At 69.4% G+C, this 14551-nt stretch carries 12 protein-coding genes and 2 tRNA genes; 9 read left to right on the forward strand and 5 right to left on the reverse strand.

The window, feature by feature from the left end; all coding sequences use genetic code 11:
- Positions 1-5 precede the first annotated feature (5 nt).
- From AC1DU4_RS18375 to AC1DU4_RS18385, 3 genes are all read left to right on the forward strand, one after another.
- Positions 6-82 (forward strand) — tRNA-Met (locus AC1DU4_RS18375).
- Between the two features lie 235 nt (positions 83-317).
- Positions 318-641: a putative quinol monooxygenase gene (locus tag AC1DU4_RS18380; protein WP_477842188.1), complete on the forward strand. Its 324-nt coding sequence runs from the start codon at positions 318-320 to the stop codon at positions 639-641.
- A 61-nt stretch (positions 642-702) separates the two neighbouring features.
- Positions 703-779, forward strand: a tRNA-Met gene (locus AC1DU4_RS18385).
- Between the two features lie 144 nt (positions 780-923).
- On the opposite strand, the gene AC1DU4_RS18390 is transcribed toward AC1DU4_RS18385, so the two are convergent.
- The 3 genes from AC1DU4_RS18390 to AC1DU4_RS18400 all read right to left on the reverse strand — a co-directional run bounded on the left by AC1DU4_RS18390 (position 924) and on the right by AC1DU4_RS18400 (position 6319).
- Positions 924-2549 carry an acyl-CoA synthetase gene (locus AC1DU4_RS18390; RefSeq protein WP_477842190.1) on the reverse strand — a complete coding sequence of 542 codons (1626 nt, stop codon included), beginning with the start codon at positions 2547-2549 and terminating at the stop codon, positions 924-926.
- Between the two features lie 1122 nt (positions 2550-3671).
- Positions 3672-4877, reverse strand: a complete 1206-nt coding sequence (locus AC1DU4_RS18395; protein ID WP_477842192.1) for an acyl-CoA dehydrogenase family protein — start codon at positions 4875-4877, stop codon at positions 3672-3674.
- Positions 4878-4906: 29 nt separating this feature from the next.
- Complete coding sequence (locus AC1DU4_RS18400) at positions 4907-6319, reverse strand: acyl-CoA dehydrogenase family protein (RefSeq protein ID WP_477842193.1); 1413 nt, start codon at positions 6317-6319, stop codon at positions 4907-4909.
- Positions 6320-6493: 174 nt separating this feature from the next.
- Here AC1DU4_RS18400 and AC1DU4_RS18405 point away from each other — a divergent pair, with 174 nt between their 5' ends.
- The 4 genes from AC1DU4_RS18405 to AC1DU4_RS18420 all read left to right on the forward strand — a co-directional run bounded on the left by AC1DU4_RS18405 (position 6494) and on the right by AC1DU4_RS18420 (position 10199).
- Complete coding sequence (locus AC1DU4_RS18405; RefSeq protein ID WP_477842194.1) at positions 6494-7174, forward strand: response regulator transcription factor; 681 nt, start codon at positions 6494-6496, stop codon at positions 7172-7174.
- The gene (locus AC1DU4_RS18410; RefSeq protein WP_477842196.1) at positions 7171-8160 is read left to right on the forward strand and encodes a HAMP domain-containing sensor histidine kinase; all 990 of its coding nucleotides are present in this window, start codon (positions 7171-7173) and stop codon (positions 8158-8160) included. The genes AC1DU4_RS18405 and AC1DU4_RS18410 overlap by 4 nt, the downstream gene beginning before the upstream one ends.
- A 125-nt stretch (positions 8161-8285) precedes the next feature.
- Positions 8286-9776 (forward strand): DUF4153 domain-containing protein, encoded by a 1491-nt coding sequence (locus AC1DU4_RS18415; RefSeq protein WP_477842198.1) that lies wholly within the window; start codon positions 8286-8288, stop codon positions 9774-9776.
- A 54-nt stretch (positions 9777-9830) separates the two neighbouring features.
- The gene (locus AC1DU4_RS18420) at positions 9831-10199 is read left to right on the forward strand and encodes a DUF1304 domain-containing protein (protein WP_477842200.1); all 369 of its coding nucleotides are present in this window, start codon (positions 9831-9833) and stop codon (positions 10197-10199) included.
- A 35-nt stretch (positions 10200-10234) separates the two neighbouring features.
- Here AC1DU4_RS18420 and AC1DU4_RS18425 read toward each other — a convergent pair whose 3' ends face one another.
- Both AC1DU4_RS18425 and hisN read right to left on the reverse strand, forming a co-directional pair.
- On the reverse strand, positions 10235-11590 hold the full coding sequence (locus tag AC1DU4_RS18425; RefSeq protein ID WP_477842201.1) for a cytochrome P450: 1356 nt from the start codon (positions 11588-11590) through the stop codon (positions 10235-10237).
- Between the two features lie 39 nt (positions 11591-11629).
- Entirely contained in the window at positions 11630-12403 is a 774-nt protein-coding gene (gene hisN, locus AC1DU4_RS18430; protein ID WP_477842203.1) for a histidinol-phosphatase, read from the reverse strand.
- 120 nt (positions 12404-12523) lie between these two features.
- On the opposite strand from hisN, the gene prfB reads away from it, so the two are divergent.
- Together prfB and AC1DU4_RS18440 are read left to right on the forward strand one after the other, a co-directional pair.
- Positions 12524-13627 (forward strand): peptide chain release factor 2, encoded by a 1104-nt coding sequence (gene prfB / locus AC1DU4_RS18435; RefSeq protein WP_072845175.1) that lies wholly within the window; start codon positions 12524-12526, stop codon positions 13625-13627.
- Complete coding sequence (locus AC1DU4_RS18440) at positions 13628-14545, forward strand: mechanosensitive ion channel family protein (RefSeq protein WP_477842205.1); 918 nt, start codon at positions 13628-13630, stop codon at positions 14543-14545. It abuts the gene before it with no gap.
- The last annotated feature ends 6 nt before the right edge of the window (positions 14546-14551 follow it).

Here is a 14551-nt window from a genome sequence, read left to right on the forward strand (position 1 = left end):
TGCATCGCGGGGTGGAGCAGCTCGGTAGCTCGCTGGGCTCATAACCCAGAGGTCGCAGGTTCAAATCCTGTCCCCGCTACCAAAGTACGAAAGCCCGGTCCCTAGGACCGGGCTTTCGTCGTTCCTGGGGTGGTGAGCCCGGGCTTTCGTCGTTCCTGGGGTGGTGAGCCCGGGCTTTCGTCGTTTCCGGGGTGGTGAGCCCGGGCTTGTGTGCTTCTCGGGTCGGGCATCTGTCGTCTCTGGGGTTCTGCGGGTGGTCGGCGTAGGTTCGTTCCCGACGGACACGTTCAGTGGTCCGAAGACGAAGGGCGGAAGCCGTGATCTTCATCGTCGTCAACTTCACTGTGCGGCCCGAGTATTCGGGCAGATGGCTCGAACTGGTGCAACCGTTCACCGATGCGACCCGGGCCGAACCGGGCAACCTGTGGTTCGACTGGTCCCGCTCGACCGAGAACCCCGACGTCTTCGTTCTGGTCGAGGCCTTCCGTGACGACGAGGCGGCCGTTGCGCACGTGCAGAGCCGGCACTTTCAGGACGCGATGCGGGACTTGAAGCAGGCGCTGGTGAGCACGCCGAGAATCATCAACACGAAGATCGACGCCGCGGACTGGTCGCTGATGGGCGAGCTCGCCGTCGACTAGAGGCCCCCTCGGAGCGAGTGGTAATTGACGTCCGAAAAGTGGGCTACAGTAGTAAATGCATCGCGGGGTGGAGCAGCTCGGTAGCTCGCTGGGCTCATAACCCAGAGGTCGCAGGTTCAAATCCTGTCCCCGCTACCAAAGTACGAAAGCCCGGTCCTAGGGACCGGGCTTTTGTCGTTTCCGGGGTGGTGAGCCCGGGCTTTTGTCGTTTCCAGGGTGGTGAGCCCGGGCTTTTGTCGTTTCCGGGGTGGTGAGCCCGGGCTTTCGTCTTTCCCTGGGCATTCAGGTGTACGGCGAGTCCATCTCGATCAGCACCCGACGCATCAACTTGCCGGTGGCATTGCGGGGCAGCTCCTCGAGGAAGACCACCTCGCGGGGCACCTTGTACCGGGCGAGGTGCGTCTTGACGTAGGCCTTGAGGTCCTGTTCGTCGCGCGGCGCGCCCGCGGCGGTCACCACGTAGGCCTTGAGACGGTGACCGAACTCGGTGTCCTCGACACCGATTACCGCCGCCTCCAAGACATCCGGACGGGCGACGAGCAGGTTCTCGACCTCGAGCGGGTAGACGTTCTCGCCGCCGGAGACGATCATGTCGTCGTCGCGGCCGTCGACGAACAGCAGTCCGTGCTCGTCGAAGTGTCCGACGTCGCCGGTGCAGAGCAGTCCGTTGATGCGCTCCTTGTCGTGACCGTCGGTGTAGCCGTTGAAGCTCAGCCCACTGGAGACGAAGATCCGGCCGATCCGTCCGGGCTTGGTGATGCGAGTGCCGGCGTCGTCGTACAACTCCACGTGGCAGGTGACCGGCGCGCGGCCGGCGGTGCCGGGTGCCTGGGCGAGTTCGGCGGGAGTTGCCACCGTCGCGACCGCGACTTCCGTTGAGCCGTAGAGGTTGTACAGGACGTGCCCGAACGCCTCGGTGGTCCGGGTGCACAGGTCGGGGGACAGGGCGGAGCCGGCCGCGAAGATCACCTTGAGGTTCGAGGTGTCGTACTTCGCCACCGTCTCGGCGCCGAGGTCGACGATGCGCTGCAGCATGGTCGGCACCACCACCAGTGTGTCGGCGCGATTCTCGGCGACCAGGGACAGGGCCGCCTCGGGGTCGAAGTTGCGCTGCATCACGACGGTCTGACCGAGGGCCAGCGCGACGCCGACCTGTGAGAGCCCGGTGCCGTGGAACGCGGGTGCGGCCATCACCATGGTCTGGCCGTTGCGCAGCGGGATCCGGTCCAGGAACTGCGCGGCGGCCAGCGCCGAGGTGCGTTCGCGGGGCGCGCCCTTGGGCGTTCCGGTGGTGCCGCTGGTGAGCAGTACGAAGCTGCCGTGCGTGGGCGGGCGCGGCACGGTGCCGGTCGGCCGGTCGAGCACCAGTTCGTCCAGGGCGCGGACGCGTCCGGAGGGGTCCTCGCCCCAGGACAGGTAGCGCCGCACGTCCGCGGGCAGTGCGTCCGCGACCTCCTGGAACTCCTCGTCGTAGACGAACGCTCGAACCTGTTCGCGGGCAGCGACATCCATCAACTGCGGCGGGGCGAACCCGGTGTTCATCAGCACGAGTTTGGTGCCGGCCTTGGCGGCCGCGAGCATGGCCAGCACCAGGCCGCGGTGATTGCGGCACATCGCGCCCATCACCGAACCCGGCGTGACGCCGTCCGCGACCCAGGCGCGGACCAGGGCGTTGGAGAGTTCCTCGAGCTCGGCGTAGGTGAGCTGGCCCCGCTCGTCGACGACGGCGACCGCGTCGAGTCCGTTCCGGGCGTGCGCGTGGACCACCCCGGCGAAGGGCCCGTACCTGTCCACGGAGAGGATCGAGTAGATGCCGCGGTCCGCCCGCGGGATGGGCACCAGGCCGGCGCGCAGAATGACCCTCGCCGCTCCGAGGTTGTCGGTGACCTTCTTGAGTGCGCCTGGCATGTGGTTCTGCCCCCCTGGGAAACGGATACGAGGTGTGCCGGGGTCGGTCGGCATCCAGCCTAGATGTCGGGCGCGCAAATCTGCAGGGTTTGAAACGGCGGAAGGGCACCGTGGCGAGGCCGGACCTCGCCGCGGTGCCCCTCGGTCGGAACGGGTGTGGTCACTTCAGCTCGGACGACGACTTGCCGAGGCTCGGCGGGCGACGATGAGCTGCTGGACCTGCTGCGTGCTCTCGAAGATGTCGAGGATCTTCGTTACGTGTGGTCGCCACCTTGGTTTTTCGAATTACCGCAGGTAGCAATTGGTTTCACTGGGTTCATGTTTTGCATGAAGGTCGACGCCAGTGGCCTGAGTCGGGACCGGGCCGGGACGAGATGCGCCGGTCGACCTCGCTCGTCGGCCCCCTCTGAATGCCGGGCACGAGCGCACCGACTCCGGGCCGGTGCCCGAACCCTGACGGCCCCGACTCGATGCGGTACTGGGACGGCCAGCAGTGGACCGCCGTGCAGGCGACTGGCGCACCGACCATCCCGACGGCCCCGTCCCCGCGCCCACGCTCGCTGCGAGGCGAATGGGGCGCACCTCAATCGAGGTGGGGGCTTCGTCGACTCCCTGCTCGCGCAGTTCGTCGACAGCCTGGATGCGTGCGGCCGTCCTGCCGTGTGGTTGCATTTGACAATGCCGTTACGTGCGCTTTGGAAATCTGTTGCTGTGGCAGTTGGCCTTGTCGTTGCCCTGTATGCGGCAGCCGCGATCCGACTGGGCAGTCCGCCGCACGCAGACAATCACCCGACGATGGTATAGGCGGGCGTAGCAGTGTGAGGTACGCGCCGGTGCCGCCCTGGATGGCGTCGTCGTACTCGGGGTCACCTTGTTGTTGTCAGCCTTCGGCACTTCTGTGCGAGCTCGCTGATTCATGCCGGCGCGAACGTGAAGACGCTAGGGGTCTGGACGCACCTGTGGCCCGGCGAGGATGAGCGGACCCGGCCTGCGATGGACTCCGCGCCAAGCCGCGACCGGGTCGGGACCGGCGGTGGCGAGGCTGGCTCAGATGACGAAACCGCCCCCGTCGCGGAGAACTGCGACGAGGGCGGCTTGGTGCTGTAATGCTGGCCTGACCTGCTACTTCAGCTCGGACGACGACTTGCCGAGGATTCGGCGGGCGACGATGAGCTGCTGGATCTGCTGCGTGCCCTCGAAGATGTCGAGGATCTTGCTGTCGCGCGCCCACTTCTCGAGTAGGGGACGCTGCGAGTAGCCGAGGGTGCCGGCGAGCTCGACGGCCTTGAGCGAGACCGCGGTGCCGGTGCGCCCGGCCTTGGCCTTCGACATCGACGCCTCGAGCGAGTTCGGCTTCTTGTTGTCGGCCATCCACGCCGCGCGCAGCGACAGGAGGTAGGACGCCTCCCAGTCGGCCTCGAGCTGCAGGAACTCGRCGGCCGCGGCGTGCTGGTTGTAGGCGGGGGTGTCGTAGGAGACCTCCACGCCGGCGTCGGAGAGGATCGTCCGGAGCTCCTCGAGGGCCGCGCGACCGAGGCCCACTGCCATGCCGGCGACGATCGGGCGAGTGTTGTCGAAGGTCTGCATGACCCCGGCGAAACCCTTCTCGACGTTCACCTCGGGGGTGCCGAGCAGGTTGTCCTTCGGGATCCGGCAGTCCTGCAGCAGCAGCACCGCGGTGTCGGACGCCTTGATGCCGAGCTTGTGCTCGAGCCGGGCGACGCTCAGGCCCGGAGCGTCCCGCGGGACCACGAACGACTTGATCGCGGCGCGGCCCTTGCTCTTGTCGACGCTCGCCCAGACGACGATGTGGCTGGACCGCTCGCCGGCGGTGACGAAGATCTTCTCGCCGTTGAGCACGTACTCGTCGCCGTTGAGCACGGCGGTCGTGGTGACCGCGGCCGAGTCGGAGCCGAAACTCGGCTCGGTGATGGCCATCGAGGCCCACACCTTGCCGAAGCGCTCGAGCTGTTCGTCGGTGGCCACGGCGGCGATCGCCGAGTTGCCCAGGCCCTGGTACGGGATGGAGAGGGTCAGGCCCACGTCGCCCCAGCAGGTCTCGATGACGTTCATCAGCGAGGACATGTTGCCGCCGTTGGCATTTCCGATGACGCTCGGTGCGTCGCCGCGCCCGAGCGCGGCGCCGGACGCACCCGCGCCCGAGTCGTTGAGGCCCTCGACCATGGCGGCCATGGTGTCGAGTTCCTTGGGGTAGGCGTGCTCCGCGAGGTCGTACTTGCGCGAGATCGGCCGCATGATCTGCGCCGCGACCTGGTGTGCCTGGTTCGCGGAGGCTTTGAGCTTCTTGGGGAGTTCGAGGTTGATCATCACAGTCTCCTAGTGGTGCAGCAGCGGCGTCAGATGAGGACGATGCCCTCGGCAACGCCGATGGCTCGGAGGTCGCGGTACCAACGCTCGACCGGGTGCTCCTTGGTGTATCCGTGGCCGCCGAGCAACTGGACGCCGTCCAGTCCGATCTGCATGCCCTTGTCGGACGCCAGCTTTCGGGCCAGCGCCGACTCACGTGCGAACGACAGGCCCTGCTCGGCGCGGGAGGCGCCGCGGAGGGTGACCAGGCGCAGGCCGTCCAGCTCGATGGCGATGTTCGCCACCATGAAGGCGACGGCCTGGCGGTGGCTGATCGGCTCGCCGAAGGCCTCACGCTCGTTGACGTACGGGATCACGTAGTCCAGGACGGCCTGGCCGGTGCCGACCGCCATCGAGGCCCAGCCGAGGCGGGCCAGGCGGATCGCGTTGGCGTAGTCCTCGGCGCGGGCCGTCGCGTCGCCGTCGCCGAGGATCGCGGACTCGGGCACCGCAACGTCGGTGAGGATCAGTCGGCCGATGCCGGCGGCGCGCAGGCCCATGCTCGGGTCCGCTTCCACGACAAGGCCCTTGGCGTCGGACTCGACGATGAAGAAGGTGGGCCGGCCGTCCAGCTCGGCGGCGACCAGGAACAGCTCGCAGTCGGCGGCGGCGGGGACGAACGACTTGACGCCGTTGAGCTTGTAGCCGCTGGGGGAGCGGACGGCCTTGGTCTGCAAGGCAAACGGGTCGAACAGTGCCCGCGGCTCGTTCACCACGACCGCGGCGTTGGGCACCTGCTCGCCGGTGAACGCCGGCAGGTAGGTCCGCTGCTGACCGTCGGTGCCCCACTGGGTGAGCGCGACCGCGACACCGCTGGGCGCGAGGATCGGCAGGGCCAGGCCCATGTCGCCGTGTGCGAGCGCCTCGGCCACCAGGGAGTTGGTGACGGCGCCACGCTCGCTGGCCGCACCGTCGAGTTCCTCGGGGACGTTGATGAGGGTGATGCCCAGCTCGGCGGCCCGCTTGGTCAGGTCCGCGGGGGAGGCGGCGGCCTCGTCGGCGTCGTGCGCGGCGGGGCGCAGGATCTCGGCGGCGAAGTCCCGGACCGTCTCGACGATCATCTGCTGCTCGTCGTTGGGCGTGAGGTCGAAGTAGCCGGCGTTCTTGCTGGCACCGTCGGGGAGTCGCTTGGGCTGGTTGCCGCCCGCGACCTTGGTGAAGGTGCGGGTGGCGGCGCCGAGCGTCTTGAAGCCGGTCTTGGTGCCCTCGTAGGTGACACGGTCGATGGTCTGCCGGAGGTTGTACTTCTCGGCCAGGTCGGAACCGGTGATCCGGGTGAGCACACGCATTGCGGCGCCCATGGCGTCCCGCTTGACCGGGTTCAGGCCGACGGCCGAAGTGTCGCGGGGCTCGCGCGTCGCACCGTTCGATTTCACAACGCTGTCTTGCTTGCTCATGATCACCAGGTTTCTCGGTGTTCGGTCTTGGACGGCCTTATCTTACTCTGGAGTAAGAAGTGAAGTCGAGCGGATCCGGTTAGTGATCACCGTCACTGCGGGCAGTGGTGTCTCGAACCTGCACGAAACCTTCACATTTCCCGACGGGCATCCCCACACCCGACCCTTAGTGTCGAGATCATGACCCAGCGCAGAGTGCTCGTCGTCGACGACGAACGCACCATCTCCGAGTCGATCGCCGCACGCCTGCGCGCCGAGGGCCACCACGTGCAGACCGCCGCCGACGGTCCGGACGCGGTGGTGCGCTGCGCCGAGTACCGGCCGGACCTGGTGGTCCTGGACGTGATGCTGCCCGGCTTCGACGGACTCGAGGTGTGCCGGCGGATTCAGGCGGACCGCCCGGTCCCGGTGCTGATGCTCACCGCCCGTGCCGACGAGACCGACCTGGTGATCGGGCTGGGTGTCGGCGCCGACGACTACCTGAGCAAGCCGTTCAGCATGCGGGTGCTGGTGGCGCGGGTGGCGGCGCTGCTGCGCCGGACCGACCGCGCGCTCGGGGCCGCCGAGTCGGACGTCCTGGTGTTCGGCGACGTGACCATGGACCTGACCCAGCGGCGGGTCCGCGCCGCCGACCTCGAGGTGCACCTGACCCGGACCGAGTTCGACCTGCTCGCGCACCTCGCCGCCCGGCCGCGCGCCGTGGTCGACCGCGAGTCGCTGCTCGAGCAGGTGTGGGGCTGGGGTGACGGGGCGAACAGCCGCACCGTCGACAGTCACGTGAAGGCCTTGCGCCGCAAGCTCGGAGGGGACCTGATCCGCACCGTGCACGGCGTCGGGTACGCGTTGGAGGCGCCGCGATGAGGCTGCCCAGACCACTGGACCCGCTGCGCTCGTTCAAGGTGAAGACCGGCCTGCTCGTGGTGGCCTCGCTGGTCCTGGCGTCCGTGACGTTCTGGGCCGCGTCCCAGTGGCAGTTCCGGTTTGCACTGCTGACCGCGCTGGTCGTCGCGCTGGTGGTCACCCAGGTGCTCGCGCACGGGATGACGTCCCCGTTGCGTGAGATGACGGCGGCGGCCCGGGCGATGGCGACCGGTGACTACTCGCGCCGCGTCCGGGCCACATCCCGTGACGAGATCGGCGAGCTGGCCGTCGCGTTCAACCAGATGGCGGCGGACCTCGAGGCCGAGGACCGGTACCGGCGCGAGCTGGTGGGCAACGTCTCGCACGAGCTGCGCACCCCGATCACGGCGTTGCAGGCGGTGCTCGAGAACGTCGTCGACGGGGTGGCCGAGCCCGACGAGGCGACGATGCGGGCGGCCCTGGCCCAGACCGAGCGGCTGGGCCGGTTGGTGACGGACCTGCTGGATCTCTCACGGCTCGAGGGCGGCGTGGTCCCGTTGCAGCGCACGGCGTTCGAGGTGCGGCCGTTCCTCGACGAGGTGGTGCGCCTGGCGGCCGACCCCGCCCGCCCCACGGCCGTCCGCGTCGACGTCGAGCCGACGGGGCTGTGCGGTCACGCCGACCCCGCTCGGCTGCATCAGGTGGTGGCCAACCTGCTCGACAACGCCGCCCGGCACGGTTCCCCCGAGTCGCCGGTGCTGGTGCGGGCCCGCCCCGGTGAAGCGGCGGGCGGGCTGGTCCTGGACGTGCACGACGACGGCCCCGGGATCGCGGCCGTCGACCGGTCCCGGGTCTTCGAACGGTTCACCCGGGGCGGCGCGCAGGACGGCGGCACCGGCCTCGGCCTGGCGATCGCCCGCTGGGCGGTCGAACTGCACGACGGCCGGATCGGCGTCGTCGACACCGAGACCGGCTGCTGTATCCGGGTGGTCCTACCGCCCGGCTGACCGCCGGATCCCCTTCTCCTCCCGATCGATTCCGTCGGGACGCGTCGTCACCCGACGACGCGTCCCGCGATGACCCCTGCCCTGAGACGACTCCTGCCCGACTCCCACCGACCCGAGGAGACTCTGTGACGACGACTGCAACCACAACCGAAACACCCGTGCCCACGCCGGCCCGGCCCGGGCGGCTCCGCGCAGCCTGGCGCCCCGACCGGACGTCGGTGGCTCCGCGGGCAACCCTGGTCGCGGCCCTGGGGGCGGGTGCCGTTGCTGCGGTGACGCTCGACCCGTCCCTGGTCAGCATCGCGTACCTGCTGACCGGTGCGGCGGTGGCGGCCACGGCGTTCGTCACGGTCGCGCCGCGGCCGACGGCCCTGCAGGTGTGGGCCGTCGCCGCCGCGCTCGCGTTGCTGGCCGTGGCGGCGATCCGGGGCGCGGGCTGGCTCGTCCTGGTGTGCGTGGCCGCGAGCTGGGTGGTCGGTTCGGTAGCGCTGGTGGGGGGCCGGACCTGGACGGGCCTGGCCCTCGCCCAGGTTTCGTTGTGGTGCACGCCTACCCGGCTGGTGGGCTGGGTGCACCGCGGCCGGGCGCGGTACCCGAGCGCGTCCCGGGTGCGGCCGGGGCGGGTGCTGGCGGTGGCCGCGGTGAGCGCATGCCTGGTGCTGCTCTTCGGGGCACTGTTCGTCAGCGCCGACCCGGAGTTCGGCCGGCTGTTCGAATCGGTGGTACCCAGTGTGGGACTGGGCAATCCGATTCCGCACCTGGTGCTGGGCGTCCTGGTGGCGGGTGCGGCGCTCGCGTCGGCCTACCTGCGCCGGCGATCGCCGCGGTTCGACGCGCTCGCCCCCGCCCCCGCGCGTCCGTTGGCCCGCTGGGAGTGGGCGGTGCCGGTGGCCCTGCTCGACCTGCTGTTCGCTGCCTTCGTCGCGGTGCAGCTGCGGGTGCTGTTCGGCGGCGACGGTCACGTCATGGGCACCGACCACCTCACCTACGCCGACTACGCACGCCAGGGGTTCTGGCAGCTGTCTGCGGTGACGGTGCTGACCCTGCTGGTCGTCGCGGTCGCGGTGCGCCGGATCGACACCACGGCGCCGCGCGACCGCCGACTGGCCAGGGTGGCGCTGGGCCCGCTGTGCCTGCTGACGCTGGTTGTCGTCGCGTCCGCTGTGCATCGGATGGCCCTGTACGAGAGCGTATTCGGGTTCACCCGGCTGCGCCTGGGCGTGATGGCGACGGAGCTGTGGCTGGGCGCGGTGTTCGTGGCCCTGCTGGTGGCGGGGGTGCGGATTACCGGTCGCTGGCTGCCGCGGGCGGTGCTGGCGTCGGCGGTGCTCGGGACGCTGGCCTTCGCCGCGATCAACCCCGACGGGCACATCGCCGACCGGAATGTGGCGCGGTACGCGGAGACCGGGAGCATCGACGTGTCCTACCTGCGGGGGCTGTCGGTGGACGCGGTGCCGGCGTTGGACCGGCTGCCCGAGCCGGTGCGCTCCTGCGCGCTGCTGGGGATCGGCGTCGGCGGCGACGCATCGGGATTCGCGTACAACGCCGCGCGCTCGCGGGCGGCGCAGATCCTGCGGGAGCGCCCGGTGGGGTCGTGCGACCTCGGTCTGTGGTGACCCGTCCGGTGCCGGGTCGCGGTGGCGGCTCGAAGATTGTGGGATCGTTTCCCCATGCCGGTCATCGCGCAGGTCTTCGCCGCCCTCGCCGCTGTGCTGCATGTCGCGATCTTTGCGATGGAGAGCCTGCTGTGGACGCGGCCGCAGGTGTGGAAACGGTTCGGGTTGACCAGTCAGCAGGACGCCGAGGTGACGCGGCCGCTGGCCTACAACCAGGGCTACTACAACCTCTTCCTTGCGATCGGCATCGTGGCCGGTCTGGTCATCGGGGGAGTCGGCGGGCACGCGATCGTCGTGTTCTGCTGCGTGAGCATCATCGGTGCCGCGATCGTGCTGGCCTCCAGCGGTGCGGCGTACCTGCGTGCCGCCGCGGTGCAGGGGGTCTTCCCGGTGCTGGCGTTGCTCGCCGCGGCGGTCTTCTAGGCCGGAGGTGGCAGGGTCTCCCGCGCCGGCCAGTTCTAACCCTCGGCGCGAGAGAACTTCAGCCGCAGGCCCTTCGGGCGCAGCGTCAACGTCTCCTCGACGGCGAGCGCGTATCCGGGCTCGGGCTCGACGTCGAACCGCACGAGCAGCGTGGCCAAGGCGAGCGTCATCTCGTGCAGCGCGAACTGGCGCCCGATGCAGGACCGGATCCCGGTGCCGAAGGGCTTGAACAGCTCCGGCGCGCGGCCGCGGCTGTTCTCCGGAGCGAACCGGTCCGGGTTGAACTCCTCCGCGTCGGGCCCCCAGGCCGGATCGCGCTGGACGGCGAGCAGGAGCACGAAGACCCACTCGCCGGCCGAGATGTCGTGGCCGCCGAGCGTGGTGTCCTGCTTCGCCGACCGGAAGAACCCGGGCGCGGTCGGCCACAGGCGCAGCGCTTCGGAGATCACCTGGCGGGTGTAGCGCAGGCGCGGGACATCGTCGTAGGTCACCTCGCCGCTCGACACGACGGCGCGGGCCTCGGCGCGCATGCGCTCCGCGATCTCGGGACTCTGCGCGATGAAGTGCAGTGCGAACGCGAGGGCGTTCACCGAGGTTTCGTGGCCGGCGACCAGGAAGGTCAGCACCTGGTTGCGGATGTTCTCGGCGTCGAGCTCGATGGCGCTGTCCGGGTGCAGCATGCGGTCGAGCAGGTCGGACCGTCGCTCGCCGGTGGTCCGCCGCTCCTCGATCACCTCGTCGACCGTGCGGACCAGCAGTGCCTGGTCCAGCTCGTTCTGCCTCTCCTCCTTGCGTCGCAGCAACTTCCCGACGAACGCCAGCGGGAGGGCGGACCTCTGTGCGTGGGTCAGGGTGCGGCTCATCGCGCCGACCAACGGGTGCTCGGCGCCGCCGAACGAGTCGAAGGTGTACCCGAACCCGCAGCGGCCGATGACCTCGAGGGTGAGCTTGCCCATCTGCGCGACGACGGGCACGAATTCGCCGGCGCGGGTGTCCAGGCTCGTGCACAGCTCGTCGACGACCTCGGTCATCGTGCCGTGATAGGAGACCATCGCCTCCTTGGTGAAGGCCGGCAGCAGGACCTCGTGGGCCTTCGCCCAGTTCGATTCCCAGTTGTAGGCCGTGAACAGGGCGTCGTTGACGACCGGCCGCAGACACTCGAGCGGGCGGCCGACGAACTTCTCCCACACGGCCTCGTCGTAGACCTGCGCAGCCAGCTCCGCAGAACCGACGAAGGTGAGGTCGGTGCCCATGATCGAGCGGCGGTAGATCGGTCCGATCTCCTCGAACCGCTTCAGCGTGGTCTGATTCGGCGTGACCGTGTTCAGGCCCAACACGTCCCCCACGAACGGCACTCGGCGCGGCGGGTGGGGAATGGTCGTCTTCGGCACTACGTTCTCCTGTGATCAGGCACGAAGGTCCTCCTGTGGTCAGGCGCGAAGGCGCTCGAGCACCGCGTCGTGCAGCAGCCCGTTGCTCGCGACCGCGCTGCCCCCGTGCGGGCCGGCGGTGCCGTCCAGCGACGTGAAGCGTCCACCGGCCTCGCGGACCAGCAGGTCGAGCGGCGCCAGGTCCCACAGCGACACCTCGGGCTCGGCCGCGATCTCGAGCGCGCCCTCGGCCAGCAGGCAGTAGGAGAAGAAGTCGCCGTAGCCGCGCACCCGCCACACCTCGTCGGTGAGATCGACGAACTGGTCACGGATGCCACGGTCGCGCCAGCCGCTCAGGCTCGAGAAGCTCAGGCTCGCGGCACCCAGTCGGTCCACCGCGGACACCGAGATCTGTGCGGCCCCGCCGCCGTCGAAACTGGTGAACGCGCCGTCGCCGGCGCAGGCCCACCAGCGCCGGGTCAGTGCGGGGGCGCTGACGACGCCGACCACCGGGACGCCGTCCTGCAGCAGCGCGATCAGCGTGGCCCACACCGGCACGCCGCGCACGAAGTTCTTGGTGCCGTCGATCGGGTCGATCACCCACTGCCGGCCCTCGAACCGGGCGTCGCCGCCGAACTCCTCGCCGAGCACCGCGTCGTCCGGACGTTCGGCGGTCAGCCTCGCGCGCACCGCGCGCTCGACGGCCAGGTCCGCGTCGGAGACCGGCGTCAGGTCCGGCTTGTCGTCCACCTTCAAGTCCAGCGCGCCGAACCGGGCACGGGTGATGGTGTCGGCGTCGTCGGCGATGCTCAGTGCGAGTTCGAGATCGGTCACCGGACGAACCTACTCGACTGTGCCTCCGGACCGCCGTCCCGTGCGGGCGGCGGGCACCACGGACCGCCCCACGACGACCGCGGCGCCGGCTGTCGGCCGGCACCGGTAGCCTTGGGAACCGTGCAACCCGACGTTTCCGCAGACCTTGCCGAGCTCGACACCACTCTCACCACGGTCGAGAGGGTGCTGGACGTGGATGAGCTGCGCCGACGCATCGACGAACTCGAGCATCAGGCAGCAGACCCCGACCTGTGGAACAACCAGGACCACGCCCAGCAGGTGACCAGCCAGCTGTCCCACGCGCAGGCCGAACTGCGGCGCGTCGAGGGCCTGCGGCAGCGGCTCGACGAGATGCCGATCCTCTACGAGCTCGCCGAGGACGAGGGCGGCGACGCGGTGGCGGACGCCGACTCGGAGCGGGCGAGCCTGCGCGAGGACATCGCGGCCATGGAAGTCAAGACCATGCTGTCGGGTGAGTACGACGAGCGCGACGCGCTGGTCAACATCCGCTCGGGCGCCGGCGGAGTCGACGCCGCGGACTGGGCCGAGATGCTGATGCGCATGTACATCCGCTGGGCCGAGAAGCACGGCTACGGCGTCGAGGTCTACGACACGTCGTACGCCGAAGAGGCCGGCATCAAGAGCGCGACGTTCGCGGTCAAGGCGCCTTACACGTACGGCACCCTCTCCGTGGAGATGGGCACCCACCGCCTGGTGCGGATCAGCCCGTTCGACAACCAGGGCCGCCGTCAGACCTCGTTCGCCGAGGTCGAGGTGCTGCCCGTGGTGGAGACCACCGACCACATCGACGTCAACGAGAACGACGTGCGCGTCGACGTCTACCGCTCGTCCGGCCCCGGCGGCCAGTCGGTCAACACCACCGACTCCGCGGTGCGGCTGACGCACATCCCCACCGGCATCGTGGTGACCTGTCAGAACGAGAAGTCGCAGCTGCAGAACAAGGTCTCGGCCATGCGGGTGCTGCAGGCCAAGCTGCTCGAGGTCAAGCGCCGTGAGGAGCGGGCCGAGATGGACGCGCTCAAGGGCGACGGCGGCAGCTCCTGGGGCAACCAGATGCGCTCCTACGTGCTGCACCCGTACCAGATGGTCAAGGACCTGCGCACCGAGTACGAGGTCAACAACCCGTCCGCGGTGCTCGACGGCGACATCGACGGCTTCCTCGAGTCGGGGATCCGCTGGCGGATGCGCGGGGAGCAGAACTAGTTGTCGGTCCTCGCGTTCAGCCTGCTGCCGGAGAACACCGCGACCCTCAGTCACTGGTTGAAGACCAGTTTCCTGGAGATCGTGTTGTACGTGCTCGGCGGTCTGATCGTCGCGCGCTTCCTCAGCTGGGCCGGCAACCGCATCACCGACCGCATCGACCTGAACTACAGCCTGGGCGACGCGCTGGTGCGCTCGGAGGCCACCAAGCACCGGCACGCGCTGGCACAGGTGATCACCTGGGTGCTCATCACCATCGTCTACGTGCTGGTCACCGTCGAGGTGCTCCAACGCCTCGGCTTCGCGGTGTCGAGCCTGGTCGCGCCGGCCACCGTCCTCGGTGCCGCGCTCGGCTTCGGGGCCCAGCGGGTGGTACAGGACATCCTGGCCGGGTTCTTCATCATCGCCGAGCGGCAGTACGGCTTCGGTGACGTGGTCTCGATCATGGCCGTCGGCGCCGGGGACGCGGCGCTCGGCACCGTCGAGGACGTGACGCTGCGGGTCACGCGCTTGCGCTCGTCCGACGGCGAGGTGATCACCATCCCGAACGGTCAGATCGTCAAGGTGGTCAACCTCTCCAAGGACTGGGCACGCGCGGTGGTCGACGTCCCGATCCCCGCGACGGTCGACATCAACCACGTCAACGACGTGCTGCACAGCGTCGGCCGGGAGGCGTACGAGGACCCGGACCTCGAGCCGCTGCTGCTCGACGAGCCGTCGGTGATGGGAGTGGAGAGCATCGAGGTGGACACGGTGAACATTCGGATGGTGGCCCGGACCCTGCCCGGCAAGCAGTTCCAGGTGGGACGCGAACTGCGGGCCCGGGTCGCGGAGCGGCTGCGCCGCGAGGGGATCCTCGTCGGCCCGGAGCTGATCACCGACCAGCCGGTTCATGCCTCCCAGCCGGATCATTCCTCGTGACCGCGG

It is taken from the genome of Rhodococcus sp. P4_F5 (assembly GCF_056401315.1).

Coding starts and splice junctions, on each gene's coding strand:
- AC1DU4_RS18405 (WP_477842194.1), top strand. CDS start 6,494: ATGACCCAGCGCAGAGTGCTCGTCGTCGACGACGAACGCACCATCTCC.
- AC1DU4_RS18410 (WP_477842196.1), top strand. CDS start 7,171: ATGAGGCTGCCCAGACCACTGGACCCGCTGCGCTCGTTCAAGGTGAAG.
- AC1DU4_RS18420 (WP_477842200.1), top strand. CDS start 9,831: ATGCCGGTCATCGCGCAGGTCTTCGCCGCCCTCGCCGCTGTGCTGCAT.
- AC1DU4_RS18390 (WP_477842190.1), bottom strand. CDS start 2,549: ATGCCAGGCGCACTCAAGAAGGTCACCGACAACCTCGGAGCGGCGAGG.